Source organism: Kitasatospora sp. NPDC008115, assembly GCF_042957205.1.
GTDB lineage: Bacteria > Actinomycetota > Actinomycetes > Streptomycetales > Streptomycetaceae > Kitasatospora.
On sequence record NZ_JBIBHU010000021.1, the window covers coordinates 144,065 to 170,581 of the forward strand.

The following is a 26,517-nucleotide window of genomic DNA, read 5'->3' on the forward strand; positions in this document are numbered from 1 at the left end:
CCACCTTCCCGGTACTCGACGTGGTCGGGGCCGACCGGATGGCCGCCGGGGTCACCGAGGCGGTCAAGGTCTACGGCATCGGCCGCACCGAGGTGCGCGCCCTGGACCACGTGACCGTCGGCTTCCCGGCCGGCCGGCTCACCGCGATCATGGGCCCGTCCGGCTCCGGCAAGTCCACCCTGCTGCACTGCGCGGCGGGGCTGGACCGGCTGACCGCCGGCACCGCGATGATCGGCGACACCGAGCTGGAGAACCTCAGCGACCGCCGGCTGACGCTGCTGCGCCGGGAGCGGATCGGCTTCGTCTTCCAGTCCTTCAACCTGGTGCCGGTGCTCACCGCCCGGGAGAACATCACGCTGCCGGTCGACCTGGCCGGCGGCGAGGTGGACCGGGAGTGGGTGGAGAGCCTGATCGACGCGGTCGGGCTGCGCGAGCGGCTCGGCCACCGGCCGAGCGAGCTCTCCGGCGGCCAGCAGCAGCGGGTCGCGCTGGCCCGGGCGCTGGCCGGCCGTCCCGAGGTGGTCTTCGCGGACGAGCCGACCGGCAACCTGGACTCCCGCACCGGCGCCGAGGTGCTGGAGCTGATGCGCCGCGCGGTGGACGACATGGGCCAGACGGTGGTCATGGTCACCCACGACCCGACCGCCGCCGGCTACGCGGACGAGGTGCTCTTCCTCGCCGACGGCCGCCTGGTGGACCGCATGGAGCGGCCCACCCCGGCCGGAGTGCTGGACCGGATGAAGGCCTTCGACCATGCCCCCGCGACCGGACGGCGAGGCGTCCGGTCATGAGCAGCAGCGCCACCGCCACCCTGCGGATCAGCCTGCGCTCGCTGGCCGCGCACAAGCGGCGGCTGGCCGGGACGTTCACCGCGATCCTGCTCGGGGTGGCCTTCCTGTCCGGCACCCTGGTGCTCGGCGACACCCTGCGCGGCAGCTTCGACACCCTGTTCGCCGACGCCAACCGCGGCACCGACGCCGTGGTGCGCAGCGCCGACGTGCTGGACACCGGGAACACCTTCGGCGGCGTCCGGGCCCCGGTGGAGCAGGCGCTGGCCGATCGGCTGCGCCAGGTGCCCGGGGTGGCGGCGGCCGAGCCGGCGATCCAGGGCTCCGGCCAGCTGATCGGCAGGAACGGCAAGGCGGTGGGCGGCCAGGGTCCGCCCACCCTGGCCGGCTACTGGCAGAAGGACAGCGGGCTCAACCCGTACCGGCTGGCCGAGGGCCGGGCGCCGGAGCGGCCGGGGGAGGCGGTGATCAACCGGGGCGCGGCCAAGGCCGGTGACCTGGGGATCGGCGACACCACCGTGCTGCGCGCGCCCGACCCGGTGAAGGTGACCATCGTCGGCATCGCGACCTTCGGGGCCGAGGCCGACGGCATGGGCCAGAACACCTGGACCGGCCTGACGCTGGCCGACGCCGAGCGGTACCTGACCCCGAAGGGCGGGGGCCAGGCCACCTCGATCCAGTTCCGGGCCGCGCCCGGGGTCTCCCAGCAGGAACTGGTGGCGGCGCTGTCGGAGCGGCTGCCGGCCGGGCTGGAGGCGGTGACCGGGACGAAGGTCACCGAGGAGGCCACCGCGCAGGTGTCCAGCCGCTTCCTGACCATGTTCACCACCCTGCTGCTGGTCTTCGCGGGCATCGCCCTGCTGGTGGCGACCTTCACCATCCACAACACCTTCGCCATCGTGGTGGCCCAGCGGACCAGGGAGAACGCGCTGCTCAGGGCGCTGGGCGCGGCGCGCGGCCAGGTGCTGGCGGCGACCCTGGCGGAGGCGGTGGTGGTCGGCCTGGCCGCCTCGGCGGCCGGTCTGCTCGGCGGGATCGGGGTGGCGACGGGGCTGAAGTCGCTGTTCAAGGTGATCGGCTTCAACCTGCCGGCCGGCGGCCTGGTGGTCGGCGCGGTCTCGGTGGCGCTGCCGCTGCTGGTGGGGACGGTCACGGCGGTCGCCTCGGCGGTCGCGCCGGCGGTGCGGGCGGGCCGGACGGCGCCGCTGGCCGCGATGCGGGCGGTGGCGGTGGACGGCGCGGCGCAGGGCCGGGCCGGCCGGATCCGCTGGATCGCCGGCGCGCTGCTGGTGGCGGCCGGGGCGGCGGGCACGGTGACCGGCGCGACCGACGGCCCGTCGGTCGGGCTGACCGCGGGCGGCGCGGTGACGACGCTGCTCGGCGTGGTGGTGCTCGGCCCGGTGTTCGCGACCTTCGTGGTGCGGTGGCTGGGCGCCCCGCTGCCGAGGCTGCGCGGCATCCCCGGCGTGCTGGCGCAGCGCAACGCGGCCCGCAACCCGAAGCGGACGGCGGCGACGGCCAGTGCGCTGATGGTCGGCGTCACGGTGGTCTCGCTGTTCACCGTCTTCGGCGCCTCGATCAAGGCGACCATGGACGACACGGTGAGCCGGACCTTCGCCGGCGACCTCGCGGTCTCCACCGGGGGCTTCCGCGGCGGCGGGCTGAGCCCGAAGCTGGCGGACGCCGTCGGCGCGCTGCCGGAGGTGGAGCGGAGCGTGGGCCTGGGCCGGGGCGTGGCCCGGGTGGACGGCCACGGCCGGACCCTGGACGTCACCGATCCGGCCCGACTGGCGGGCATCGTCGACCTCGGCCGGGTGGACGGCTCGCTCCGCCTGGGCACCGACGGCCTGGCGGTGTCCCGCACCGAGGCCGGGAAGCACGGCTGGCAGGTGGGCAGCACCGTCCCGGTGCGGTTCAGCGACGGCGTCGAGGCGCCGTTCACGGTGAAGGCGCTCTACCAGGGCGGTGAGCTGGCCGGCGACTACCTGGTCACCCGGGAGGCCTGGGCCCCGCACCGGGGGCAGGACGTCGACTCACTGGTGGCGGTCGCGCTGAAGGACGGGGTGTCGCTGTCGGCCGGCAAGGCGGCGGTGACGGCGGCGGTGGCGCCGTTCGGCGATCCGAAGGTGCAGACCCGCGCGGAGTACGCGAAGAGCGCGGCCTCGGTGGTCGACACCATGCTCGCGGTGGTCTACGCGCTGCTGGCGCTGGCGGTGCTGATCGCGCTGCTGGGCATCGCCAACACGCTGACCCTGGCGGTGCACGAGCGGACCAGGGAGCTGGGCCTGCTGCGCGCGGTCGGCCAGACCCGCGGCCAGCTGCGGGCGATGGTGCGCTGGGAGTCGGTGCTGGTGGCGCTGTTCGGCACGGTCGGCGGCCTGGGCCTGGGGGCGTTCCTGGGCTGGGCGCTGGTGCGGGCGGCCGACACCGAGGGGACCGGCAGCTTCGCCCTCCCGCCGCTGCAGCTGACGGTGGTGCTGGTGGCCGGACTGGTCGCGGGAGCGGTGGCCGGGCTGCGGCCGGCCCGCCGGGCGGCCCGGCTGGACATCCTGCGGGCCATCGCGGCCGGTTGACCCGCCGCGGACGCACCGGAGCCCGGGCCCCCCGACCAACGGGGCCCGGGCTCCGGACGCGTACGGCGCGGCGCGGTCTCAGGCGGCGGCGGGCAGCTCGTCCAGGCCCTCGGCGACCAGCTTGGCCAGGCGGTCCAGGGCCTGGTCGGCGCCCTCGGCGTCGGAGGCCAGCACGACCTCCTCGCCGCCCTGCGCGCCGAGCGCGAGCAGGCCGAGCATCGAGCCGGCGTTGACCGGGTTGCCGCCGGGCTTGGAGATGGTGATCGGCACGCCGGTGGCCGCGACGGCCTTGACGAAGACGGAGGCGGGACGGGCGTGCAGGCCCTCGGGCCAACCGATGGTGACGCGGCGCTCAGCCATGAGACGTGCCTTTCCGGTAAAGCTGGATCACGGCCGTGATGGGGGGAGACGGACGTGTTGTCTAGACCAGTGTTGCACGCAGGCGACCCCTGCGAGCCGCGGCGTTCGGGACTTGTGATTGTTTCTTTCGGGGCCATAAACAGCGAATAATCCCCGTTCAGCGGCCCTGTCCACCCTGCCGTGAACACACGCCCGGCGCCATTCGGCCCGCCGCCGGATAATCTGACGGTCGTGGACGACTCTGCGGTACCGCGAACCGAACCGGAGTACCCCCAGCACTGGGAGGCCGACATCCTCCTGCGCGACGGAGGCACGGCCCGGATCCGGCCGATCACCCCCGCCGACGCCGGCCGGCTGGTCGAGTTCTACGAACAGGTTTCCGACCAGTCCAAGTACTTCCGTTTCTTCGCGCCCTACCCCCGGCTCTCCGACAAGGACGTCCGCCGCTTCACCCACCACGACTTCGTCAACCGGGTCGGCCTCGCCGTCGTCGTCCGCGACCGCTTCATCGCCACCGTCCGCTACGACCGGATCGACCACGACGGCCGCCCCTCCGAGACCGGCACCGACGCCGAGGTCGCCTTCCTGGTCCAGGACGCCCACCAGGGCCGCGGCGTCGCCTCCGCGCTGCTGGAGCACATCGCCGCCGTCGCCCAGGAACGCGGCATCCGCCGCTTCCAGGCCGAGGTGCTGCCGGAGAACCGCAAGATGGTGAAGGTCTTCACCGACGCCGGCTACGTCCAGCGCCGCAGCTTCGCCGACGGCGTGGTCCACCTGGAGTTCGACCTCGAACCCACCGCCGCCTCGCTCGCCGTCATGCGCGCCCGCGAGCACCGCGCCGAGGCCCGCTCCGTCCAGCGGCTGCTCACCCCCCGCTCGGTCGCGGTGATCGGCGCCTCCCGCCGCCCGCAGACCGTCGGCCGGGCCCTGCTGCGCGACCTGCTCGCCGGTTTCGCCGGTGACGACCGCCCCGTCCACGCGGTCAACCGCGCCGCGACCCCCGGCACCGAACTGGACGGCGTCCCGGTGTACCGCTCGATCCTGGACATCCCCGGCCCGGTCGACCTCGCGGTGATCGCCGTCCCCGCCTCCGCCGTCCCCGAGGCGGTCGCCGAGTGCGGCGCGCACGGCGTCCAGGGCCTGGTCGTGGTCACCGCCGGCTACGCCGAGACCGGACCCGAGGGCCGCGACCGCCAGCGCGCCCTGGTCCGCCAGGCCCGCGCGGCCGGCATGCGGGTGATCGGACCCAACGCCTTCGGCCTGATCTCCACCGACCCCGAGCGGCCGCTCAACGCCTCGCTCGCCCCGGTGCTGCCCGCGCGCGGCGGCTTCGGCGTCTTCTGCCAGTCCGGCGCGATCGGCGTCGCCCTGCTGGAGGCCGCCCACCGGCGCGGCCTCGGCATCTCCTCCTTCGCCTCGGTCGGCAACCGGGCCGACGTCTCCGGCAACGACTTCCTCCAGTACTGGGCCGAGGACCCGGCCACCGACGTCGTCCTGCTCTACCTGGAGTCCTTCGGCAACCCCCGCAAGTTCACCCGGATCGCCCGCCGGCTCGCCCAGGCCAAGCCGGTGGTCGTGGTCAAGGGCGCCCGCCACACCGGCAGCCTGCCGCCCGGCCACGCCGTCCCCGCCACCGCCACCGGCCTCAAGGACGCCACCGTCGACGCCCTCTTCCAGCAGGCCGGCGTCACCCGGGTGGAGACCATCACGGAACTGTGCGACACCGGCGAACTGCTCGCCCTCCAGCCGCTGCCGTCCGGCGACCGGGTCGCCGTGATCGGCAACTCCGACTCCCTCGGCCTGCTCACCCACGACGCCTGCCTCTCCGCCGGCCTGCGCCCGCGCACCCCCGTCGACCTCACCACCGCCGCCACCGGCGAGAACTTCCGGGTCGCCCTGGACACCGCGCTGAGCGACCCGGGGGTGGACGCGGTGATCGCCGTCGCCATCCCGCCGATCGGCAACCAGGGCTGGGGCCCGGGCGCCGGCGGCCGGCTCACCGACCCGGACGACCCGGAACTCGGCTCCGACGACCCGGAGATCGCCGCCGCCCTGCTCGACGCCGGCGAGCGCGCCCGCGTGGCCGGCAAGCCGCTGCTCCTCGCCCACCTGGCGCTCACCGACCTGCCCGGCCGGCTGCGCCCCGGCAACATCCCCGCCTACCCGGCGCCCGAGCGCGCCGTGCGCGCTCTCGCCCACGCCGTCCACTACGCCGACTGGCGCCACCGGATGGCCGCGGCCGAGGAGACCGCCCGGGTCCCCGAACTCGACCGGATCGACGAGGCCGGCGCCCGCGACCTGGTCGAGGCCGCGCTCTCCACCCGCACCGCGATCGCCGCCCGCACCCAGCCCGGCGGCGCCCGGATCACCCTGCCCGACGCCGACGCCGCCGCCCTGCTCGCCCGCTACGGCGTCGACGTCTCGCCGACCCTGCCCGCCCCCGACGAGGAGAGCGCGGTACGCGCCGCCGCCACCCTGGGCTACCCCGTCGCGCTCAAGGCCACCGCCCCCCACCTGCGCCACCGCCCCGACCTCGGCAGCGTCCGGCTCGACCTGACCGGCGAGCCCGGCCTGCGCCGCGCCCACCGCGAACTGGACGCCCTGCTCGGCGGCGCGGCCCAGGCCCGACTGGTGGTCCAGCGGCTCGCCCCGCGCGGGGTGGACACCGTGATCGGCGCCACCGTCGACCCGGCGGTCGGCGCGATCCTCTCCTTCGGCCTGGCCGGCGCCCCGGCCGAACTGCTCGGCGACGTCGCCCACCGGCTGGTTCCGGCCACCGACCAGGACGTCGCCTCGCTGGTCCGCGAGGTCCGGGCGGCGCCCCTGCTGTTCGGCTGGCGCGGCGCCGAGGCCGTCGACACCGACGCCCTGGAGGAGCTGCTGCTGCGGGTGTCCCGGCTGGTCGACGACCTGCCGGAGGTCGCCTCGGTGGATCTCGAACCGGTGGTCGTGGCCCCGCACGGACTGGCGATCCTGGGGGCGCGCGTGCGCATCGCACCCCTGCCGGTCCGCAGTGATCTGGGCCCGCGCGCCATGAGCACGCTGTAACCTTCCTTGGTTGCGTCCGGACCGCGGGCGCCGTTGTCCGAAGCTCGGCGCCGCGCCGCCCGCTTCGTCGGCGGACCATGCCAGGATGGAGTTATGGCGAAGACCGGTACCACCACCACGCAGGACCTGCGTTCCGCGATCGAACGCAGCGGCTACTACCCGGCCCTGGTGTCCGAGGCGGTGGAGTCCGCGGTGGGTCCCGAGCCGATCAGCTCCTACCTGGTGCACCAGGAGACCACCTTCGACGCCAACGAGGTCCGCCGGCACGTCACCGTGCTGGTGCTGACCCCGACCCGCTTCGTGGTGAGCCACACCGACGAGCAGACCGGCGACGCCAGCAGCCCCGCCGTCCCGCTGGCCACCACCTCCACCGAGAGCGTCCGGCTGGACCGGATCAACTCCGTCGTGGTGAGCCGGATGGTCGCCAACCCGGAGACCTACACCCCGGGCACGCTGCCCCGCGAGGTGGTGCTGACCATCGGCTGGGGCGCCGTCCAGCGCCTCGACCTCGAACCGGCCGGCTGCTCCGACCCCAACTGCGAGGCGGACCACGGCTACACCGGCTCGGCCACCGCCGACGACCTCTCGCTGCGGGTCAGCGAGGCCGGCGACGGCCCCGAGACGGTCGCCCAGGCCCTGCTCTTCGCCCGCGCCCTGTCCGAGGCGACCGTCACCGACGCCCCCCGGGTCTGACCCGCACCCGCCCGCCCGCGGCACCGTCCGGCACCCGCCCGCCCGCGCCACCGCCTCGTACCGCCGCCACGCGCCCACCCGCGCCGTCCGGACGCCGCCCCCACCCGCCCGGACCGTACCGGCCAGCCAGGAAGCCACCCCCGCCACCATGCCCTTCGCCCCCGACGGCCACGACGCCTTCGAGCTCCTCGACCCCGCCGCCGCCCCCGCACCCCCCTACGGCGCCGGCTCGCTCTGCGACCTGCTGCCCTCGGTGGCGGCCGGCCTCGGCGTCACCGGCTTCGAGGCGGCGCTGCCGCTGGCGCCCGCCGACCGCGCGGTGGTCTTCCTCGTCGACGGCCTCGGCTGGGAACTGCTGCTGCGCCACCCCGAGTACGCGCCGTTCCTCTCCTCGCTGACCCCGGGTTCGCTCGGCGGCACCGGCCGCCCGCTGACCGCCGGCTTCCCGTCCACCACCGCGACCTCGCTGGCCTCGGTCGGCACCGGCACCCCGCCCGGTCTGCACGGCCTGGCCGGCTACACGGTGGCGGTGCCCGGCGCCGGCCACCTGATGAACCAGCTCCGCTGGCAGCCGCACACCGACCCGGGCAGCTGGCAGCCGTACCCGACGGTCTTCGAGCGGGTGGACGCCGCCGGGGTGGCCACCGCCCAGGTCTCCTCCCCGCTGTTCGCCCAGACCCCGCTGACCCGGGTGGCGCTCTCCGGCGGCACCTTCCTCGGCCGCACCACCGGCGAGGAGCGGATGGACCGCGCCGCCGCCTGGCTGGCCGAGCACGACCGCGCACTGGTCTACACCTACGTCAGCGAACTGGACGGCGCGGGCCACCGCTTCGGCGTGGACTCCGACGAGTGGCGGATGACCCTGGACGCCGTCGACCGGCTGGCCCGCCGGCTCGCCGAACAGCTGCCCCCGCGCTCGGTGATGTACGTCACCGCCGACCACGGCATGATCGACATCGCCCCCGAGGACCGGATCGACTTCGACGAGGACTGGGAGCTCGGCGCCGGCGTCGCCCTGCTGGGCGGCGAGGGCCGGGCCCGCCACGTCTACGCCGTCCCCGGCGCCGCCGCCGACGTCCACGCGGTCTGGAGCGAGGTGCTCGGCGACCGGATGTGGGTGGCCACCCGCGACCAGGCGATCGCGGCCGGCTGGTTCGGCCCCGCCGTGGACGAGCGCGTCTACCACCGGATCGGCGACGTGGTCGCCGCCGCCCGCGACGACATCGCGATCACCGCCTCCCGCAACGAGCCGGGCGAGTCCGCGATGATCGGCCTGCACGGATCGATGACCCCGGTCGAGCAGTACGTGCCGCTGCTCGAATTCCGCCGCTGAACCCCCTTGATGCGAAAGGCCTTTGCACCACCCATGGCTGAACTGGTGTTCTTCTCCGGCACGATGGACTGCGGGAAGTCGACGCTCGCGCTCCAGATGGACCACAACCACGCCGCTCGCGGCCGGCAGGGGATCATCCTCACCCGCAACGACCGGGCCGGCGCCGCCACCATCTCCAGCCGCCTCGGCCTGCGCGCCGACGCGGTCGAGGTGGGCGACGACTTCGACTTCCACGCCCATGTGGTGCACCGGCTCTCGGCCGGCGGCCGGGTCGACTACCTGATCTGCGACGAGGCCCAGTTCTTCACCCCCGGCCAGATCGACCAGCTCGCCCGCGTCGTCGACGAACTCGACATCGACGTCTACACCTTCGGCATCACCACCGACTTCCGTACCCGGCTCTTCCCCGGCTCGCAGCGGCTGATCGAGCTCGCCGACCGGGTCGAGGTGCTCCAGGTCGAGGCGCTCTGCTGGTGCGGCGCCCGGGCCACCCACAACGCCCGCACCGTCGGCGGGGTGATGGTGGTCGAGGGCGCGCAGGTGGTCATCGGCGACATCTCCGTCCGCGAGGACGAGGTCGGCTACGAGGTGCTCTGCCGCCGTCACCACCGCCGCCGGCTGACCGCCGCCACCGCCCGCGCCGCCGTCCTCTCCCCGGACGTCCTCCCCTTCGAGGAGCAGCAGGCCTGAGCCGGTCTCAGGCCGTCTCCAGCACCGAGAAGTGCCCGCCGCGCGGGTCCGCCAGCCGGACCACCCGCCCGCGGGGCGTCGCGTGCGGCTCCACCAGGACCCGTCCGCCCAGCTCCACCGCCCGGCGCGCCGTCAGTTCCGCGTCGGTGACCGCGAAGTGGGTGCGCCAGCGCGGCGGGTGGCCGCGCAGTTCGGCGCCGCGCCGGATCCCGGCCACCGGCCGGCCGCCGACCAGCAGCGCCGACCCGCCCTCGTCCTCCGCCACCGGCACCCCGAGCACCGCGCGGTAGAAGGACGCCGCGCCGTCCGCGTCCGGGGTGAGCAGCTCCGCCCAGGCGGGCCCGCCCGGCTCGGGACCGGCCTCCCGGCCGAGGTGCTCCTCGCCCTGCCAGAGCCCGAAGACCGCCCCGGAGACGTCCGCCGCGATCGCCAGCCGTCCGGCCCGCTCCGCCTGGAGCGGCCCGACCGCGACCGTCCCGCCGCACTCGCGCACCAACTGGGCCGAGCGGTCCGCGCTGTCGACCGCGAAATAGGTGGTCCACTGCACCGGGAAACCGGTCATCGAGGACACCCCGAGCCCGGCCACCGGCTCCGCGCCGAGCCGGGCGCGCACGTAGGCGCCGAGCTGGGCGGGCCCCTGGGTGAACGTCCAGCCGAGCAGTTCGCCGTAGAACGCCCGGGCGCCGGGCAGATCGTCGGTCATCAGGCTGACCCAGCACGGGGTGCCCTGGGCCAGCCGAAGTGTCAGCGCGGACATGACAGGTCTCCTCAGGGGGCGGACGGGCGCACGAAACGGCGCAGTGAGGGTGATGCTTCCACCGTGGCGCGCGTCGAACCCTCGGGCCGCGCGGAAAGTCCGGCAAAGACCGCACAAAGAGCACCGGCCCGGTGGCACTGCGCCAGAATGACCGCCATGAGCACCCATCACGATGACTCCCCGCTGGTGTCGGCGGCCGAACTGCGGGAGGCGCTCGCCTCCGCGAACCCGCCGGTCCTGCTCGACGTGCGCTGGCAGCTCGGCGGCCCGCCCGGCATCGAGGAGTACACCGCCGGCCACCTGCCCGGCGCCCACTTCGTCCCCCTCGACACCGACCTCGCCGCCCCCGCCGGCCCGCCCGGCCGCGGCGGGCGCCACCCGCTGCCCGACCCCGAGGAGTTCGGTGCCGCGCTGCGCCGGCTCGGCGTCTCGGCCGACCGCCCGGTGGTGGTCTACGACGGCGCCACCTCGCTGGCCGCCGCCCGCGCCTGGTGGCTGCTGCGCTGGGCCGGCCACCCGCACGTGCGGGTGCTGGACGGCGGCTACGCGGCCTGGCGGGAGGCCGGACTGCCGGTGAGCACCGAGGTGCCGTCCGCCGCGGACGGCGACTTCAAACCGGTGCCGGGGCAGCTGCCGGTGACCGACGCGGACGGCGCCGCGGCCTGGGCCCGCGAGGCGCTGCTGCTGGACGCCCGGGCGGGGGAGCGGTACCGGGGCGAGAGCGAGCCGATCGACCCGAGGGCCGGCCACATCCCGGGCGCGGTCTCCGCGCCGACCACCGAGAACGTCGGCCCGGACGGCCGCTTCCGGCCCGCCGCCGAACTCGCCGCCCGCTTCCGGGCGCTGGGCGCGGGCGAGCGGGAGACCGCCGTCTACTGCGGCTCCGGGGTGACCGCCGCGCACCAGATCCTGGCCCTCACGGTCGCCGGCCTGCCCGCCACCCTCTACCCGGGCTCCTGGAGCGAGTGGTCCAGCGACGGGACCCGCCCGGTCGCCGTCACCGACCAGCCCGGCTGAGTCCGCGGACGCGCGAGGGGCGGACGGCCACGGCCGTCCGCCCCTCCGCTGTCCTGCCGTTCCTACTAGTCCTGCTTCTTGCGCCGGCTGCCGAAGACGATCTCGTCCCAGCTCGGCACGGTGGCCCGGCGACCGGGCCGGACGCCGTCCGCCTCGGCCTGCCGGTCGGTGGTGCCGACCAGCCGGTCCCGGTGCGGGGCGACCGCGCGCGGCATCAGGATGTCCGCGTACGCCGAGCCCGCGCCGACCGCCGGGGCGGCGGCCGCCGGCTCCTCGGCCTCCTCGGCCACCTCGGCGGGCACCGGCTCGATCGGCGGCGGCGCGCCGACCGCGAGGTCGCCGCGGAAGGCGGGCACCACGTCCAGCAGGCTGGTCAGCGAGTCCCGGGACTCGGCCGTCGCCTCGCGCGACTCCCGCACCTCGCGGGCCGACATGATCCGGTCCGCCGAGGGCCGGTCGATCATCGGGCGGGGCGGCCGCTCCTGGGGGAGCCGGGCGATCCGCGGGATGAACGGGAAGACCGACTCCTCCTCGCGCTCGACCGTTTCGCCGATCAGCGCGCGGGCCTCGTCGTCGTTCGGCTGGACCAGCCGCCGGGGCGGGTCGTACGTCCAGCACGCGCTGCGGCCCTCGCCGTCGGCCCGGTAGGAGAGGATGACCTCCCAGGTGCCGTCGTCGCGCCGCCAGGAGTCCCAGCGCTCGGTCTCCTTCTCCGCGCCGCGCAGCGCCAGCCGCTCGGCCACCGCCTCGCCCAGCTGCGGGCCGGGGGCCTCGCCGTGCCGGCGGATCGCGGTCTTGCGGGCCCGCTCGGCCATGAAGGCCCGCTCGGCCAGCACCGGACCCTCGAAGCGGCGGACCCGGTCGACGGAGATGCCGGCCGCCTGCGCGACCTCCTCGGCGGAGGCACCGGCTCGTATCCGCGCCTGGATGTCACGGGGGCGGAGGTGGCTCTCGACCTCGATCTCGATCTGGCCGAGGCGCGGACGGTCACCACGGATGGCGGCGCGCAGCCGCTCATCGATGGGAAGGGTGTACTCCGTGCTGTCGGCAGCCTTGAGCACCAGCCGTGTGCCGTCGTTGCTGACGGCCACAACCCGCAGTTCGGGCACGGTTACCTCCCGGGTGGTGCCTGCCGACGTCACCTGCGTCGCTGCTCCCGTACTGAGTGTGGCCTGCCCGCTCGCGACTGGCCACAACCTTGCTGAGTTCCCCGGCGTGTCGGGCTTACGCCCGGCCACGCCGCTGTGGCACGGTTGCCTTTTTGCCACGTCATCCGTCGACGTCGCGCCTGGGTGTCCCGGCCGTCCTCGCACGCGCAGTGAACGCGACGGTCCGGGACGGGCGTCGCCGTGCGTGCCTGCACCGTGTCTCTTCGTCAGGCTGCCGGTTGATGGGCAGTCGACAAGTCGACCCAGGCCTCAGGCTTTACGAACAGTACTCCATTCGTGGCATCCAAAGGGGCGGCTCGCCGCTCAAGTCTCCCGCGATTCACGGGAATCTCAAGAGCATGCGACCCCAATGGCCGAGGATCGGCCGATGAACGGTGATCATCTTCACATATATCTCTCGCGAAGAACCGCATTTTCGACCCTTGTGTCCTTCTTTGTGCAAGATGGAGTGACTTGTTCGAAGGACAGTCGTACTGACGCGAGGGATGTTGATGCCGCAGGTGAAGCCCGGCCAGGACGGAGCCGATGAAGGTCGCAGGCGAATTGATCTGAGTGTGGCTCAGGTCGCCGCCAGCGCACTGGCGACCGTGGTGGGGGCGGTGCTCGCGTCCGAACTCGGGGTGTACGGCACCATTCTCGGCGCCGCGGTGGTGAGCATCGGCGCGACCACCGGAAGTGCGGTGTTCCAGCACCTCTTCAAGCGCACCGGGGAACAGTTGCGCGACGCCGTGGACCGGACCGCCGGGCCGGGGCAGCTGACGAACGGACTGAGGCAGGCGCCGGAGCCGGCTCCGGCGGCGGATCCGCCGCCGGTCTCCGGGCAGTGGAGCACCCCGCGGGTCGTCCGGGCGCGTCGCCGGTGGACCTGGAAGTCGTTCACCGCGGTCTCGGCGCTGGTGTTCACCCTCGCGATGGTCCCGATCCTCGCCTTCGAACTGGCGACCGGGCAGCCGGTGTCGGCGACGGTCAAGGGCGAGTCGGGCAGCGGCACCTCGATCGGCGGCCGGGTCGACCGGAAACCGACCGTCCCACCGGGTGACGCCCCCTCCTCAGGACCCTCCTCGGTGCCCTCGCCGTCGGCCGGCGGGGACGGCGCGGACGGCGGCGCCTCCGGGCGGCCGAGCCCCGGTGCCCGTCCGGACACCGGGGGTGGTGAACCGTCGGCCTCCCCGTCGGCCGGTTCCGGCGCGGGTCCGAGCACGGCGCCGTCCGCGTCGCCCTCCGCGCGCCCCACCGGCGAGCCGTCCGCGCCCCCCGCGCCGTCCGCGTCCAGCGCTCCCTCCGCGCCGGCCAGCGACGGGGCGGCGTCCACGAAGCCGTCCGGCGCCGCGACCCCGAAGCCCCCGGCCCCGAGCACCGCCGCCGAGCCGCCCCCGGCCGCGCCGCAAGCCCCGGCGGGCGCGGCGGGCGCGGCGTCGGAGCGGGGTTAGGCCCCCAGCACCCGGCGCAGGTAGTCGTTGCCGAAGCGGCGGTCCGGGTCCAGTTCGTCGCGCAGGGCGGTGAAGTCCGCGAAGCGCGGGTAGACCCCGGCCAGGTACTCGGCGTCCCGGGTGTGCAGCTTGCCCCAGTGCGGGCGGCCCCCGTGCCCGGTCATCAGCCGCTCGACCGCCGTGAAGTACCCCTGCTCGGCGGTGCCCCGGTAGAGGTGGACGGCGATGTAGGCGGTGTCCCGGCCGTGCGCGGTGGAGAGCCAGACCTCGTCGGCCGGGGCGAACCGCACCTCGACCGGGAAGCTGATCCGCCAGCCGGACCGCTCGACCATCGCCCGCAGCTCGCGCAGCACCTCGCCGGCCGCCGCGCGCGGCACCGCGTACTCCATCTCGATGAAGCGCACCTTGCGGGGGCTGGTGAACACCTTGTACGCGGTGTCGGTGTAGCTGCGGTCCGACCACGCGCGGCTGGCCAGCGCGGCGATGGCCGGCACCGAGCCGGGGAAGCGGCGGCCGACCCGGCAGGCGCCCTCCCAGACGGTGTTGGAGAGGAAGTCGTCCTCCAGCCACTCCTTGAACCGGGGCAGCGGCGCGGCCGGGCCCTGGCTGCGGTTGTTCCGCTTGGTCGAGCAGCGGTCGGTGTGCGGGAACCAGTAGAACTCGAAGTGCTCGTTGACGGCGGTGAGGTCGTCCAGTCGCTCCAGCACCTCGTCGAAGCGCATCGGCTGCTCGTGCGCGGTGAGCAGGAAGGACGGCTCGACGGCGAGGGTGAGCGCGGTGATCACGCCGAGCGCGCCGAGGCCGAGCCGGGCGGCCTCGAAGAGCCGCGGGTGCTCGGCGGGGGAGCAGCGCCGGACGCTGCCGTCGGCGAGCACGATCTCCAGGCCGCGGATCTGGGCGGCGAGCGAGCCGGAGTCCCGGCCGGTGCCGTGGGTGCCGGTGCTGGTGGCGCCGGCCACGGTCTGCACCTCGATGTCGCCCATGTTGGTGAGCGAGAGGCCGGCGGCGGCGAGCACCCGGTTGAGCCGGTGCAGCGGCAGTCCGGCCTCGACGGTGACCGTGCCCCTCTCCCGGTCGATCTCCCGCACGGCGGTCAGCGCGTGCGGCCGGACCAGGACGCCGTCCCCGGCGGAGGCGATCGCGGTGAACGAGTGGCCGGAGCCGATCGCCTTGACGGTCCGGCCCTGGTCGCCGGCGCGCAGGATCTCCTTGGCCAGTTCCTCCGCCGTCCCGGGGGTGACCACCCGGGCGGGCACGGTGCTCTGGTTGCCCGCCCAGTTGGTCCAGCGGGTGCGGGTCGCGGTACTGGCCTGGGGCATTGCGGCGCCTCCTGCTCCGTGGCCGCACGGTGTCGGCTCACCTCGGTCCCTACCCACGGGTAGGCCGCGGGTAGGGAGGAGGGTAGGTCAGGTCACCGTTCGAGGTCCACGGTTTCGGCCGCGGGCAGCGCACTCTTCTCGGCGGCCACCCCGGCGCGCAGCCGGCCGAGCCCGGCGCAGGCGACCAGCACGCCGAAGACCCCGGCGGCCAGCGGCACCCAGTAGCCCGCCGCCGCGCCGCCGGCGTCGACCACCCAGCCGCCGGCCGAGGAGCCGACCGCGACGCCCAGCGCCAGGCCGGTGGTCGTCCAGGTCATGCCCTCGGTCAGCTGGGCGGCCGGCACCAGCCGCTCGACCAGGGCCATCGCGGTGATCAGCGTGGGGGAGATGGCGATGCCCGCGATCAGCAGCGCGCCGCCGACCGCCACCAGGCCGCCGACCCCGTTCACCGACTCGGCGAGCAGCAGCAGCGGCACCATGCTGACGGCCATCAGCACCACGCCGACGAGGAAGCGCACGGCCATCGACCCGGCCGGCTTGCGGGCGCCGTAGACCACGCCGGCCACGCAGGAGCCGAGCGCCCAGAGCGCCAGGATCGGGCCGGAGGTGGCGCCGTGCTCCTGCGCCTTGGCGAAGGCGACGGTGACCACCTCGACCGAGCCGAAGATCGCGCCGGTGGAGACGAAGGTCAGGATCAGCACCTGGAGGCCCCGGTTGAGGATCACCGGGCTGCCGATCTGCCGGGCGGCCGGATGGACCGGCGGCTCGGTGGAGCGCTGGGCGGCGAACAGCGCCACGCCCACCGCCAGGAAGACGCCGGCGAGCAGCACGCCCGCCTCCGGGAAGACCGCGGTGGCCAGCGTCACCGAGAGGATCGGGCCGACGATGAAGCAGACCTCGTCGACCACCGCCTCGAAGGAGTAGGCGGTGTGCAGCTTCGGTCCCTGGTCCCGGTACAGGTGCGCCCAGCGGGCCCGCACCATCGCGCCGGTGCTCGGCATCACGCCCATCCCGGCGGCGAACACGAACAGTGTCCAGACCGGCGCCTCGAAGCGGGCGGCCAGCAGCAGGCCGATCGCGGCGACCACGGTGAGCGCGGTGGCCGGCAGGATGATCCGGCGCTGCCCGTGCCGGTCCACCAGCCGGGACACCTGGGGCCCCAGGATCGCGGCGGACACCGCCATCGTCGCCGAGACCAGGCCGGCCACGCCGAACGATCCGCGCAGCTCGGAGAGCATCGTGACGATGCCGATCCCCGTCATGGAGATCGGCAGCCGGGATATGAACCCGGTGGACGAGAAGGCCAGACTGCCGGGGGAGGCGAAGATCTGGCGGTAGCTGGACAGCACAAGGGCTCCGCAGGGGTAAGGAACGTCGCTGGCAAAGACAGCTTACGAACCTTGGCAAACGGTATTTTTCCGGGCACCGGGTGCGGCCCCGGCACAGGCCCCCCTGTTCACAGTGGCAGGATCGGTGCCATGTCCGACGCGCGCAACACAACCGTCACCGGCGCCGCTCCGTACGACGCCCTGCTGCTGCTCTCCTTCGGCGGGCCCGAGGCCCCCGAGGACGTCGTCCCGTTCCTGGAGAACGTCACCCGCGGCCGGGGCATCCCGAAGGAGCGGCTCCAGGAGGTCGGCAAGCACTACTTCCTGTTCGGCGGCGTCAGCCCGATCAACGGCCAGAACCGCGAACTGCTGGCCGCGCTGCGCGAGGACTTCGCCGGGCACGGCCTCGACCTGCCGGTGTACTGGGGCAACCGGAACTGGGCGCCCTACCTGGTCGACACCCTGCGTGAGATCGCCGCCGACGGGCACCGCCGGATCGCCGTCCTGGCCACCAGCGCCTACGCCGGCTACTCCGGCTGCCGCCAGTACCGGGAGAACCTCGCCGACGCGCTGGCCGCGCTGGCCGCCGAGGGCCTGCCGGAGCTGAGGGTCGACAAGCTGCGGCACTTCCACAACCACCCCGGCTTCGTCGAGCCGATGATCGACGCCACCGTGGCCGCCCTGGGCCGGCTGCCCGAGGGGAGCAGGGACGGCGCCCGGCTGGCGTTCACCACCCACTCCATCCCGGACAGCATGGCCGAGACCTCCGGCGCCCCCGACGACCCGGCCCGCGGCCGCCCCGGCGGCGCCTACGTCGCCCAGCACCTGGACGTGGCCCGGCTGGTCGCCGCCGCCGTCGCCGAGCGCACCGGCGTCGCCGACCGCCCCTGGGAGCTGGTCTACCAGAGCCGCAGCGGCGCCCCGCACATCCCCTGGCTGGAGCCCGACATCTGCGACCACCTGGAGGCGCAGCACGCCGACGGCGCCCCCGCCGTGGTGATGGTCCCGATCGGCTTCGTCTCCGACCACATGGAGGTCAGGTACGACCTGGACACCGAGGCGACGGCCAGGGCCGCCGAGCTCGGCCTGCCGGTCGCCCGGGCCGCCACCGTCGGCGCCGACCCCCGGTTCACCGCCGCCGTCCGCGAACTCGTCCTGGAGCGGGCCGCCGCCGAGCGCGGCGAGCCGGTGACCCGCTGCGCCCTCGGCACGCTCGGCCCCGGCCACGACGTCTGCGCCGTGGCCTGCTGCCCCAACCCGCGCGCCCCCCGCCCGGCCGCCGCCGAGCGCTGACCCCGTTCCGCCTCCCGAGGAGAACCCCGTGTCCAGCCCCGCCGTGCCCGATCCCGCCCTGCTCGACGAACTGCTCGACGTCGCCCTGGACGCCGCCCGCCGGGCCGGCACCCTGCTGCTGGAGGGCCGGCCCGCCGACCTCGGCGTCGCCGGCACCAAGAGCAGCCCGGTCGACGTGGTGACCGAGATGGACCTGGCCTCCGAGAAGCTCGTCCTGGAACTGATCACCGCCCGCCGCCCCCAGGACGGCTACCTGGGCGAGGAGGGCGCCGAGCGCCCCGGCACCAGCGGGGTGCGCTGGGTCGTCGACCCGCTCGACGGCACCGTGAACTACCTCTACGGACTGCCGTCCTGGGCGGTCAGCGTGGCCGCCGAGCTGGACGGGCGCGCGGTGGTCGGCGTCGTGTACGCCCCGGCGCGCGGTGAGCTGTTCCACGCCGTGCGCGGCCGCGGCGCCCGGCGCGACGGCCGCCCGCTCGCCACCCGCCCCGCCCCGCCGTGGGGTCAGGCGCTGATCGGCACCGGCTTCGCCTACGTCCGCGAGGTGCGGGTCCGGCAGGCCGAGGTGGTGCTCGGGCTGATGTCCGAGGTGCGCGACATCCGGCGGGGCGGCGCCGCCGCGGTGGACCTCTGCGACGTCGCCGCCGGCCGGCTGGACGGCTACTACGAGCGCGGGCTGGCCCCCTGGGACCGGGCGGCCGGCTGCCTGATCGCGGCCGAGGCCGGTGCCCTGGTCGGCGGCCGCCCCGGGCGGGACGCGGACGGCGAGCTGACCGTGGCCGCCGCCCCCGGCGTCTACGAGCCGCTCCAGGAACGGCTGGCCGCCCTGAACGCCTGGGCGGACTGAGCACGCGAAGGGCCCGTCCTTCCCGCCGCCGAGCGGTCGGGAGGACGGGCCCTCCGGGGCGACGAAGAGCCCTGACATACGGGGGATGCCAGGGCCTGGTTTCTCGCACGGCCCCCGCAGGGCCGCTGGTGCCGGACATCCGGCGACGGGTCGGGCTGGGATCAGGCGGCGGTGCGGTGGCGCTCCAGCACCGTGTCCACGCCGTGCTCGGCGGCGAGACGGCGCAGATCGTCCAGCTCGGACTGTTCCACCTCGGCGAGGAACTCGTCCCCGGCCTCGATCGCGCGGTGCAGGTCCTGCTCGGCATTGGCGATGCGCTGCAGGATTCCGGCGGTGAAGGCGTCCATACGGGCCCCCTTACTGTGTCGGACGTGCACGGTCGTGCGCCCCCCGCCCCGGGGTGACGGTAGCCAGCGGAAGCGTCCGGTCCGGGCGGTGAAGATCTCCGGACGGGCGCGGAGACGGCCCTCGGCCGCTCCCGGTGACGCCCCAGCCCCAGGGCCGGCGCGGATGAACGCACGGCGGGTGGGTGCGATCGGCTCAGAACCGGATCGCGGGTGTGCACCTGTCCTCCCCACCCCCGGGGCGGGGAAACCTCCCGGCGGAAGAAAGTTGCCCGCGTCACAGTCCAACCGGACTGCTTGCGCCACGAACCGCCGCCGCGCGCCCGGCACCCGCCGGAGGGCGGCCGTGCCCGCGGGGCAGCTTATCGCTGCCTTACCGCCGGACCAGGCAGGATGGAGGCAGCGTCGGAGCCGCGCGTCCGCTTCCGGGGCCGGCCTGAAGAAGGGACTACCACCGTGCGGGTTCTCGTCGTCGAGGACGAGCAGCTGCTCGCCGAGGCAGTGGCCACCGGTCTGCGCCGCGAGGCGATGGCGGTCGACGTGGTCTACGACGGGGAGGCCGCGCTCCAGCGCATCGCGGTCAACGACTACGACGTGGTCGTGCTCGACCGCGACCTGCCGCTGGTCCACGGTGACGACGTCTGCCGCAGTGTGGTCGACCAGGGCCTGGCCACCCGGGTGATCATGCTGACCGCCTCCGGCGACATCAGCGACCGGGTCGAGGGCCTGGAGATCGGCGCCGACGACTACCTTCCGAAGCCGTTCGCCTTCAGCGAACTCGTCGCCCGGGTCCGCGCCCTGGGCCGCCGCGCCACCGTCCCGCTGCCCCCCGTCCTGGAGCGGGCCGGCATCTCGCTCGACCCCGGCCGCCGCGAGGTCATCCGCGACGGCCGTCCGGTCCAGCTCGCCCCCAAGGAGTTCGCCGTCCTGGAGGTGCTGATGCGGGCCGGCGGAGCCGTCGTCTCCGCCGAGCAGCTGCTGGAGAAGGCCTGGGACGAGCACACCGACCCGTTCACCAACGTCGTGCGCGTCACCGTGATGACGCTGCGCCGCAAGCTCGGCGACCCGCCGGTGATCGTCACCGTCCCGGGTTCCGGCTACCGGATCTGACCGGACCGCGCGGCTCCGACCGGACCCCGCACTCCCGGATCCCGGCCGCCCCCACCCCGCGCCCGCCTCCGGCGGACGCCCCGAGAGGACCATCATGACCACCCCGCCCCCGGCCGGCGGGCCCTCCGGCGCGCCCACCGGCGGGCGCGCCGTGCCCAACCGGCCCGTACCGCCCAAGCCGGCCCACCCGCCGCGCGCCCCCCGCCTGCACTCCTCGCACGACACCTACGTGCCCGGCGACGGCATGCTCGCCTGGCTGCCGTTCCGGCCCACCATCCGGATCCGGCTCACCCTGCTCTACGGCGGGATGTTCCTGATGGCCGGCGTGGTGCTGCTGCTGCTGATGTACGTCTTCGTCCGCCAGGCCCTGCGCGACGTCCAGCCGCCGCCCTTCGACTTCGGGCCCTCCGGCGCCCGGGTGAACGGCGTCTGGATGAGCACCGAGGGGTTCAACCAGTACCTCGCCGACGCCCACACCATAAAGGCGGACAGCGCGCTCAACACGCTGCTGCGCAAGTCGCTCACCATGCTGGTCTGCCTCGCCGTGATCGCCTTCGCGGCCGGCTACGCGATGGCCGGCCGGGTGCTGCGCCCGCTCGGCCGGATCACCCGCACGGCCCGCGAGGTGGCCTCCTCCGACCTGCACCGGCGGATCGAGCTGGACGGCCCGGACGACGAGCTCAAGGAACTGGCCGACACCTTCGACGAGATGCTGGAGCGCCTCGACCGCTCCTTCGACTCCCAGCGCCGCTTCGTCGCCAACGCCTCGCACGAGCTGCGCACCCCGCTGGCGATCAACCGCACCCTGCTGGAGGTGCAGCTCTCCGACCCGCACGTCTCACCCGACCTCCAGCAGCTCGGCAAGACCCTGCTGGCCACCAACGAACGCAGCGAGCAGCTGGTCGAGGGCCTGCTGCTGCTCGCCCGCAGCGACAACGAGCTGACCGACCGCCGCCCGCTGGAGCTCTCCGAGGTGGCCACCAGGGCCCTGGAGCAGACCAGGGCGGAGGCCGCCAAGCGGGAGGTCGACCTGCGCGCCTCGCTGCACCCCGCGACGGTCTCCGGCAACGGCGTCCTGCTGGAGCGGATCGCCCTCAACCTGCTGCAGAACGCCGTGCGCTACAACAGCCCGGACGGCTGGGTCGAGATCACCACCGCCCCGGTGCCCGGCGGCGGCGAACTGGTGGTCTCCAACACCGGCCCGGTGGTGCCCGGCTACGAGCTGGAGCACATCTTCGAGCCGTTCCGCCGGGTCAAGGGCGCCGACCGGACCCGCAGCGACAAGGGGGTCGGCCTCGGCCTGTCGATCGTCCGCTCCGTGGTCCGCGCGCACAACGGCACCATCGAGGCCACCCCGCGCGCCGGCGGCGGCCTCACCATGCGCGTGCGCATCCCGGGCGGGTGAGAGCCCCCTGACACGCCGGGCGCCCTGCCCCTCCGGGCAGGTGCTCCCCGGGCCTCCGCGGCCCCGTCACGGCCCTTCTCGGGCCCGTGACGGGGCCGCTGCGCCGTCCGGGTGAGCCCGGTCCGTGCGCCGACCATTCCCAGCCGCCCCCGCCAGGCCCGTCAAGACGACATAAGGCCTGGCGGGGGCGGCTTGTCATTTCCTGCCCGGGCAACTTACGGTGTCGTAACCTACGCGACCGTAAGTGCCGTCCGAACGGACTCCGGCGTACCCGTCCAACGCGCCCGTCCCGCGCGTGCCCGTCCCCCAGGAGCCAGACCGTGACCATCGCCCCCGCGCAGCGCAGCACCTCGCTCGGTTCGAGCGCCTGGACCGACACGCGGCTGATCCTGGCCCTGGAGGAGGTCGTCGAGAAGGAGCTCGACCGGCACCTCAAGGTCGCCAAGGAGTGGATGCCGCACGAGTTCGTCCCGTGGAGCCAGGGCCGTGACTTCGACGGCGTCCTGGGCGGCGAGGCCTGGGAGCTCGGGCAGTCCAAGGTGACCCCGCTCGGCCGGGTCTCGCTCGTGGTCAACCTGCTCACCGAGGACAACCTCCCCAGCTACCACCACGAGATCGCGACCATGTTCGGCCGCGAGGGCGCCTGGGGCGAGTGGGTCCACCGCTGGACGGCGGAGGAGGGCCGCCACGGCATAGCCATCCGCGACTACCTGCTCACCACCCGGGCCGTCGACCCGAACGAGCTGGAGCGGGCCCGGATGGCCCACATGTCGGACGGTTTCGAGTCCGACAACGCGCACAGCATGCTGCAGTCGGTCGCCTACGTGGCCTTCCAGGAGCTCGCCACCCGCATCGCGCACCGCAACACCGGCCACTTCGCCGGCTGCCCGCTCGCGGACCAGCTCCTGGCGAAGATCGCCAACGACGAGAACCTGCACATGGTCTTCTACCGGAACCTGCTGAAGGCCGCCCTGGAGATCGCCCCGGACCAGGCCATGCGCGCCGTCGCCGACGTGGTGACCAACTTCCGGATGCCCGGCCACGGCATCCCCGGCTTCGAGCGGGCCGCCGCCCAGATCGCCCTCGGCGGGGTCTACAACCTGCGCATCCACCACGACGACGTGCTGCAGCCGGTGCTGCGCCACCTCAAGATCATGGACCTGGCCGGCCTCGGCCCGGACGGCGCGCAGGCCCAGCAGGAGCTCGGCGTCTTCCTGGAGGGGCTGGACTCCCAGGCGACCAAGTTCGACGAGCGCCAGGCGGCGCTGCTGGCCCGCCGCGCGGCCCGGCGGCAGGCGTAGTGGCTTGGGCGGATTTTCCACGGTTTGCCCGGCCCGGCGGCTAACGTGACCAAGCTCACACTGTGTCGCTCCGAGGGGTTGCGTGACGCCGGAGAGTGATCATGCCTTCGGCGGCCCCGATCGCCGTCCGTGAGTGGGCCGGCGATCGGGGGCAGATCGGAGGATTGGCTCCCGGCCCTGGTGGGCAAGGGAATTGGCGAGCGCGTCAAGGACCTTCGCTCACGGAGCGTGTCCACTATTCGGGCGTTCACGCGTCGCGGCGATGGCCCTGCGTGAGGCCCCGAACGCCCGAGTGGATCACCCCAACGGACCCCTGGCTGAGTGTCGATTGAGTAACGGGGCTTGAAGTAAGGCAAAATCTCCGCCTCGGGTCGGGCACAAGACCGACCCCCCATGCGTTACGTGCGCTGGAGATACCGCACACACCGCACAACCCGGAGGGGGAGAGCGAAAAATGGCTACCGACTACGACACCCCACGCAAGACCGATGATGAGCTCAACGAGGACAGCATCGAGGAGCTCAAGGCCCGCAGGAACGACAAGGGCGGCAGCTCGGTCGACGTCGACGAGTTCGAGGCCGCCGAAGGCATGGAGCTTCCCGGCGCGGACCTCTCGAACGAGGAGCTCTCCGTCCGGGTGCTGCCGCGGCAGGCCGACGAGTTCACCTGCATGAGCTGCTTCCTGGTCCACCACCGCAGCCAGCTGTACAGCGAGAAGAACGGCAACCCGATCTGCCGGGACTGCGGCGCCTGAGGACCAGGGCGGTCATGACTCGGGTTTCGCGATGTCCGCGAGACCGGTGCGACGCCCCTTCCGGCCCCGGGCAGCGGGGCCGGACGGCAGCTCCGGCGTCCGTCACGACGGACGCACCAGTCATACGGTCGGATGGAAAGCGTTTCCAGAGACGCGAAGGGACGGTACCGCCGAGGCGGTACCGTCCCTCTCCTTTTCGGTCGGCCGCCCTCAGGCGCGGGCGCTGCGGCGGGCCTCGTCCAGGGCCTCCGCCAGCTTCATCGGCGAGCGGGTCGAGAGATAGAGGTACGGCGTCGGGTCCGCCGGGTCGCTCACCTCGACCCGCAGCGCGGTCGGCACGTAGCTGCGCAGCAGCATGAAGGCCCGCGGGTCGGCCTTCGGGCCGCGCCAGGCGGCGGCGTCCGCCGGGCCGAGCGCCTGCGCGGCGCCGAGGGCGTCCACCGGGATCCTGGCCGGTCCGGCCACCAGCGAGCCCTGGACCACCCGGATCCGGGCCGAGCCGTAACTGCTGATCGCGGCGGCGCCGGCGGCGATGCCGACCACCAGCCCGACCAGCGCGCCCACCGCGCTGAGGCGCAGCAGGATCAGCGCGAGGGTGAGGCCGATCACGACCGGGAACAGCCACCAGGAGCGCGGCACGGTGAGGCGTTCGTCGTACATGCCCTCCATTGTGGGCGCCATGACGCCGGCGCCCGGACGCAACCCCCGTCCCGGACGTGGCTACCGGTCGGTAGGGTAGGGCGCCGTGACCGGTTCGACAGCCCCCACCGCGCCCGCCGCCCCCACGACCCCCACCACGCCGCCGCCGGAGGCCGTCCTCCCGCCGCGCGCCCCCGAGGCCCCCGCCCCCGGGACCCGGCTCGGCTCCCACTACGAGCACTGCTTCGGCTGCGGCCCGCAGCACCCCGGCGGCCTGCGGATCGACGCGGTGGCCGGCGAGGGCCTGGACGTCACCGCCGAGCTCACCGTCCGCCCGGAGCACCAGGGCGGCCCTGGCCTGGCCCACGGCGGCCTGCTGACCACCGCCATGGACGAGACCCTGGGCACGCTCAACTGGCTCCTGCACGTGCCCGCCGTCACCGGCCGGCTGGAGACCGACTTCCTCTCCCCGGTGCCGGTCGGCACCACCCTGCACCTGAGCGCCCGGGTCACCGGGGTGCTCGGCCGGAAGGTCTACAGCGAGGCCGAGGCCCGGATCGGCGGCCCCGACGGGCCGGTCGCGGTGCGCGCGCGGGCGCTCTTCATCCAGGTGAAGCTGGAACACTTCACCAAGCACGGTCGTCCCGAGGACATCGAGAAGGTCCTCGACGACCCCGACCTGATGAAGCGCGCCCGAGCCTTTGAGGTGAACCCTTGAGCACCACCCCCCGCGAGCCCCTGGACGTCCTGATCCGGCGGATCGACCCCGAGCTGCCGCTGCCCGCGTACGCGCAGCCCGGCGACGCGGGCGCCGACCTGCGGACCACCGTCGACGCCGAGCTGGCCCCCGGCGAGCGGGCCGTGCTGCCCACCGGCATCGCCATCGCGTTGCCCGACGGCCACGCCGCGTTCGTCCACCCCCGTTCGGGACTGGCAGCTCGTTGCGGAGTTGCTCTGGTGAACGCCCCAGGGACGGTCGATGCCGGGTACCGTGGAGAGATCAAGGTGATCGTCGTCAATCTGGACCCGCGCGAGGGCGTCAGCTTCCGCCGAGGGGACCGGATCGCCCAGCTGGTGATCCAGCAGGTCGAGAAGGCCCGCTTCCACGAGGTGGAGGAGCTGCCGGGGTCGGCACGCGCCGAGGGCGGGTTCGGGTCGACCGGCGGCCACGCTGCGGTCTAGGCTGCCCGCGGCCTCGCAGGAAGCCGAGCAGGTATTCGCATCGGTCTTGGACCGGGAAGGACAGTGACCGTGTTCCGTCGTCGCCAGAAGAGCGAGGACGCTGTCGAGCAGCTCGCCGACGACGCCATCAGCGCCGACGAGACGGCCGATGACGTCGAAGGTTCCGCCGAGAGCGAGAACGTGACCGAGCTGGACCCGGCGGACCGGGTCGGCCTGCCGCCGGCCCCGCGTCCGGACGGTCCGTGGGACCACTCCGAGCTGGAGAACCCGGAGGAGGGCCGCGTGGACCTCGGTGGTCTGCTGGTCCCCGGTGTCGAGGGCATGGAGCTCCGGGTGGAGGTGGCCGGCGACGCGATCGTGGCCGCCACCCTGGTCCTCGGCAACAGTGCCATCCAGCTGCAGGCCTTCGCCGCTCCCAAGTCGGAGGGCATCTGGGGCGAGGTCCGCGAGGAGATCGCCACCGGCATCACCTCGCAGGGCGGCATCGTCGAGGAGGAGGAGGGCCCGCTGGGCTGGCACCTCCGCGCCCAGGTCCCGGTGCAGCTGCCGGACGGCACGCAGGGCGTGCAGCTGGTCCGGTTCGTCGGCTGCGACGGCCCGCGCTGGTTCCTCCGCGGCGTGATCTCCGGCCAGGCCGCCGTCCAGCCCGAGATGGGCGGGATCCTGGAGCAGGTCTTCCGGCAGACCGTCGTCGTCCGCGGTGAGACCCCGATGGCGCCCCGCGACCCGATCGTGCTGAAGCTTCCCGAGGACGCGCAGATGGTCGCCGACGGTGGCGGCGCCGTCGCGGCCGCCGGCGAGGGCGAGAACCGCTTCGGCGGCGCCGCGCTCGACCCGTTCGCCCGCGGCCCGGAGATCACCGAGGTCCGCTGAGCACCCCGTTCGACCCCGCCGATCGTCCCCGCCCGCACCCCGGGCGGGGACGATTTGCATGTGGCGGCCCCGTCCCCGTACAGTTCCGGAGTCGCCGCGAGAGAGCGGAGACAAGCGGAAAGCGAAGTCGGGGAATGAAACTCCGGAAAACGGAGCAGAAAACGTCTGATAAGCTGGAAACACGAAAGAACGAAGCGCCCGGAGGGCCGGTGTGAAAGCCGCCTGAAGGAAGCGTCCGTTCCTTGAGAACTCAACAGCGTGCCA

At 74.2% G+C, this 26,517-nt stretch carries 24 protein-coding genes; 17 read left to right on the forward strand and 7 right to left on the reverse strand.

From position 1 onward, the window contains the following. The first annotated feature begins 38 nt into the window (after nt 1–38). A complete protein-coding gene (locus tag ACFZBX_RS25360; RefSeq protein WP_391536107.1) occupies nt 39–791 on the forward strand; it encodes an ABC transporter ATP-binding protein in 753 nt (250 codons plus the stop codon). After that, complete coding sequence (locus ACFZBX_RS25365; protein WP_391536083.1) at nt 788–3,361, forward strand: ABC transporter permease; 2,574 nt, start codon at nt 788–790, stop codon at nt 3,359–3,361. The genes ACFZBX_RS25360 and ACFZBX_RS25365 overlap by 4 nt, the downstream gene beginning before the upstream one ends. A gap of 78 nt (nt 3,362–3,439) precedes the next feature. On the opposite strand, the gene ACFZBX_RS25370 is transcribed toward ACFZBX_RS25365, so the two are convergent. Then, entirely contained in the window at nt 3,440–3,721 is a 282-nt protein-coding gene (locus ACFZBX_RS25370) for an HPr family phosphocarrier protein (protein WP_391536084.1), read from the reverse strand. 231 nt (nt 3,722–3,952) lie between these two features. On the opposite strand from ACFZBX_RS25370, the gene ACFZBX_RS25375 reads away from it, so the two are divergent. The 4 genes from ACFZBX_RS25375 (at nt 3,953) to ACFZBX_RS25390 (ending at nt 9,485) form a co-directional block, all read left to right on the forward strand. Then, nucleotides 3,953–6,769 (forward strand): GNAT family N-acetyltransferase, encoded by a 2,817-nt coding sequence (locus ACFZBX_RS25375; protein ID WP_391536085.1) that lies wholly within the window; start codon nt 3,953–3,955, stop codon nt 6,767–6,769. Between the two features lie 93 nt (nt 6,770–6,862). Continuing rightward, nucleotides 6,863–7,462 carry a DUF5998 family protein gene (locus tag ACFZBX_RS25380; protein ID WP_391536086.1) on the forward strand — a complete coding sequence of 200 codons (600 nt, stop codon included), beginning with the start codon at nt 6,863–6,865 and terminating at the stop codon, nt 7,460–7,462. Between the two features lie 148 nt (nt 7,463–7,610). Next, nucleotides 7,611–8,795: an alkaline phosphatase family protein gene (locus ACFZBX_RS25385; RefSeq protein WP_391536087.1), complete on the forward strand. Its 1,185-nt coding sequence runs from the start codon at nt 7,611–7,613 to the stop codon at nt 8,793–8,795. Nucleotides 8,796–8,828: 33 nt separating this feature from the next. After that, nucleotides 8,829–9,485: a thymidine kinase gene (locus tag ACFZBX_RS25390; RefSeq protein ID WP_380761754.1), complete on the forward strand. Its 657-nt coding sequence runs from the start codon at nt 8,829–8,831 to the stop codon at nt 9,483–9,485. 7 nt (nt 9,486–9,492) lie between these two features. Here the strand turns inward: ACFZBX_RS25390 and ACFZBX_RS25395 are convergent, their stop codons facing one another. Next, nucleotides 9,493–10,242 (reverse strand): VOC family protein, encoded by a 750-nt coding sequence (locus ACFZBX_RS25395; protein ID WP_391536088.1) that lies wholly within the window; start codon nt 10,240–10,242, stop codon nt 9,493–9,495. A 156-nt stretch (nt 10,243–10,398) separates the two neighbouring features. Between ACFZBX_RS25395 and ACFZBX_RS25400 the strand changes: the two genes are divergently transcribed. After that, on the forward strand, nt 10,399–11,259 hold the full coding sequence (locus ACFZBX_RS25400; protein ID WP_391536089.1) for a sulfurtransferase: 861 nt from the start codon (nt 10,399–10,401) through the stop codon (nt 11,257–11,259). A 65-nt stretch (nt 11,260–11,324) separates the two neighbouring features. Here ACFZBX_RS25400 and sepH read toward each other — a convergent pair whose 3' ends face one another. Further along, a complete protein-coding gene (sepH, locus tag ACFZBX_RS25405; protein WP_391536090.1) occupies nt 11,325–12,401 on the reverse strand; it encodes a septation protein SepH in 1,077 nt (358 codons plus the stop codon). A gap of 581 nt (nt 12,402–12,982) precedes the next feature. Here sepH and ACFZBX_RS25410 point away from each other — a divergent pair. Next, nucleotides 12,983–13,858, forward strand: a complete 876-nt coding sequence (locus tag ACFZBX_RS25410; protein ID WP_391536091.1) for a hypothetical protein — start codon at nt 12,983–12,985, stop codon at nt 13,856–13,858. Here ACFZBX_RS25410 and ACFZBX_RS25415 read toward each other — a convergent pair. After that, entirely contained in the window at nt 13,855–15,177 is a 1,323-nt protein-coding gene (locus ACFZBX_RS25415) for a D-arabinono-1,4-lactone oxidase (RefSeq protein WP_391536092.1), read from the reverse strand. The genes ACFZBX_RS25410 and ACFZBX_RS25415 overlap by 4 nt on opposite strands. Nucleotides 15,178–15,269: 92 nt before the next feature. Beyond that, nucleotides 15,270–16,526, reverse strand: a complete 1,257-nt coding sequence (locus ACFZBX_RS25420) for an MFS transporter (protein WP_391536093.1) — start codon at nt 16,524–16,526, stop codon at nt 15,270–15,272. Between the two features lie 129 nt (nt 16,527–16,655). Between ACFZBX_RS25420 and ACFZBX_RS25425 the strand changes: the two genes are divergently transcribed. Both ACFZBX_RS25425 and ACFZBX_RS25430 read left to right on the forward strand, forming a co-directional pair. Beyond that, nucleotides 16,656–17,798 (forward strand): ferrochelatase, encoded by a 1,143-nt coding sequence (locus ACFZBX_RS25425; protein WP_391536094.1) that lies wholly within the window; start codon nt 16,656–16,658, stop codon nt 17,796–17,798. A 43-nt stretch (nt 17,799–17,841) separates the two neighbouring features. Further along, nucleotides 17,842–18,645 (forward strand): inositol monophosphatase family protein, encoded by an 804-nt coding sequence (locus tag ACFZBX_RS25430; RefSeq protein ID WP_391536108.1) that lies wholly within the window; start codon nt 17,842–17,844, stop codon nt 18,643–18,645. Nucleotides 18,646–18,806: 161 nt separating this feature from the next. Here the strand turns inward: ACFZBX_RS25430 and ACFZBX_RS25435 are convergent, their stop codons facing one another. Next, on the reverse strand, nt 18,807–18,992 hold the full coding sequence (locus ACFZBX_RS25435; RefSeq protein ID WP_030301315.1) for a hypothetical protein: 186 nt from the start codon (nt 18,990–18,992) through the stop codon (nt 18,807–18,809). 453 nt (nt 18,993–19,445) lie between these two features. Between ACFZBX_RS25435 and ACFZBX_RS25440 the strand changes: the two genes are divergently transcribed. The 4 genes from ACFZBX_RS25440 (at nt 19,446) to ACFZBX_RS25455 (ending at nt 23,559) form a co-directional block, all read left to right on the forward strand. Continuing rightward, entirely contained in the window at nt 19,446–20,099 is a 654-nt protein-coding gene (locus ACFZBX_RS25440) for a response regulator transcription factor (protein WP_148642660.1), read from the forward strand. A gap of 94 nt (nt 20,100–20,193) precedes the next feature. After that, a complete protein-coding gene (locus ACFZBX_RS25445) occupies nt 20,194–21,504 on the forward strand; it encodes a sensor histidine kinase (protein ID WP_391536095.1) in 1,311 nt (436 codons plus the stop codon). Nucleotides 21,505–21,824: 320 nt separating this feature from the next. After that, nucleotides 21,825–22,805, forward strand: coding sequence for an acyl-ACP desaturase (locus tag ACFZBX_RS25450; protein WP_391536096.1), 981 nt, complete (start codon nt 21,825–21,827; stop codon nt 22,803–22,805). Between the two features lie 454 nt (nt 22,806–23,259). Next, nucleotides 23,260–23,559: a DUF4193 domain-containing protein gene (locus ACFZBX_RS25455; RefSeq protein ID WP_327681335.1), complete on the forward strand. Its 300-nt coding sequence runs from the start codon at nt 23,260–23,262 to the stop codon at nt 23,557–23,559. A gap of 210 nt (nt 23,560–23,769) precedes the next feature. Here ACFZBX_RS25455 and ACFZBX_RS25460 read toward each other — a convergent pair whose 3' ends face one another. Further along, complete coding sequence (locus tag ACFZBX_RS25460; protein WP_391536097.1) at nt 23,770–24,219, reverse strand: DUF3093 domain-containing protein; 450 nt, start codon at nt 24,217–24,219, stop codon at nt 23,770–23,772. Between the two features lie 85 nt (nt 24,220–24,304). On the opposite strand from ACFZBX_RS25460, the gene ACFZBX_RS25465 reads away from it, so the two are divergent. The 3 genes from ACFZBX_RS25465 to ACFZBX_RS25475 all read left to right on the forward strand — a co-directional run bounded on the left by ACFZBX_RS25465 (nt 24,305) and on the right by ACFZBX_RS25475 (nt 26,253). Beyond that, the gene (locus ACFZBX_RS25465; RefSeq protein ID WP_391536098.1) at nt 24,305–24,916 is read left to right on the forward strand and encodes a PaaI family thioesterase; all 612 of its coding nucleotides are present in this window, start codon (nt 24,305–24,307) and stop codon (nt 24,914–24,916) included. Continuing rightward, nucleotides 24,913–25,380 (forward strand): dUTP diphosphatase, encoded by a 468-nt coding sequence (dut, locus tag ACFZBX_RS25470; protein WP_391536099.1) that lies wholly within the window; start codon nt 24,913–24,915, stop codon nt 25,378–25,380. Before ACFZBX_RS25465 ends, dut begins: the two co-directional genes overlap by 4 nt. A gap of 63 nt (nt 25,381–25,443) precedes the next feature. After that, nucleotides 25,444–26,253 (forward strand): DUF3710 domain-containing protein, encoded by an 810-nt coding sequence (locus tag ACFZBX_RS25475; protein ID WP_380762360.1) that lies wholly within the window; start codon nt 25,444–25,446, stop codon nt 26,251–26,253. The last annotated feature ends 264 nt before the right edge of the window (nt 26,254–26,517 follow it).

Bases quoted from the DNA above. Each gene is read 5' to 3' on its own strand.
- ACFZBX_RS25360 (WP_391536107.1), top strand. From the start codon at position 39: ATGGCCGCCGGGGTCACCGAGGCGGTCAAGGTCTACGGCATCGGCCGC.
- ACFZBX_RS25365 (WP_391536083.1), top strand. From the start codon at position 788: ATGAGCAGCAGCGCCACCGCCACCCTGCGGATCAGCCTGCGCTCGCTG.
- ACFZBX_RS25370 (WP_391536084.1), bottom strand. From the start codon at position 3,721: ATGGCTGAGCGCCGCGTCACCATCGGTTGGCCCGAGGGCCTGCACGCC.
- ACFZBX_RS25380 (WP_391536086.1), top strand. From the start codon at position 6,863: ATGGCGAAGACCGGTACCACCACCACGCAGGACCTGCGTTCCGCGATC.
- ACFZBX_RS25385 (WP_391536087.1), top strand. From the start codon at position 7,611: ATGCCCTTCGCCCCCGACGGCCACGACGCCTTCGAGCTCCTCGACCCC.
- ACFZBX_RS25390 (WP_380761754.1), top strand. From the start codon at position 8,829: ATGGCTGAACTGGTGTTCTTCTCCGGCACGATGGACTGCGGGAAGTCG.
- ACFZBX_RS25395 (WP_391536088.1), bottom strand. From the start codon at position 10,242: ATGTCCGCGCTGACACTTCGGCTGGCCCAGGGCACCCCGTGCTGGGTC.
- ACFZBX_RS25400 (WP_391536089.1), top strand. From the start codon at position 10,399: ATGAGCACCCATCACGATGACTCCCCGCTGGTGTCGGCGGCCGAACTG.
- ACFZBX_RS25415 (WP_391536092.1), bottom strand. From the start codon at position 15,177: ATGCCCCAGGCCAGTACCGCGACCCGCACCCGCTGGACCAACTGGGCG.
- ACFZBX_RS25425 (WP_391536094.1), top strand. From the start codon at position 16,656: ATGTCCGACGCGCGCAACACAACCGTCACCGGCGCCGCTCCGTACGAC.
- ACFZBX_RS25435 (WP_030301315.1), bottom strand. From the start codon at position 18,992: ATGGACGCCTTCACCGCCGGAATCCTGCAGCGCATCGCCAATGCCGAG.
- ACFZBX_RS25445 (WP_391536095.1), top strand. From the start codon at position 20,194: ATGACCACCCCGCCCCCGGCCGGCGGGCCCTCCGGCGCGCCCACCGGC.
- ACFZBX_RS25455 (WP_327681335.1), top strand. From the start codon at position 23,260: ATGGCTACCGACTACGACACCCCACGCAAGACCGATGATGAGCTCAAC.
- ACFZBX_RS25460 (WP_391536097.1), bottom strand. From the start codon at position 24,219: ATGTACGACGAACGCCTCACCGTGCCGCGCTCCTGGTGGCTGTTCCCG.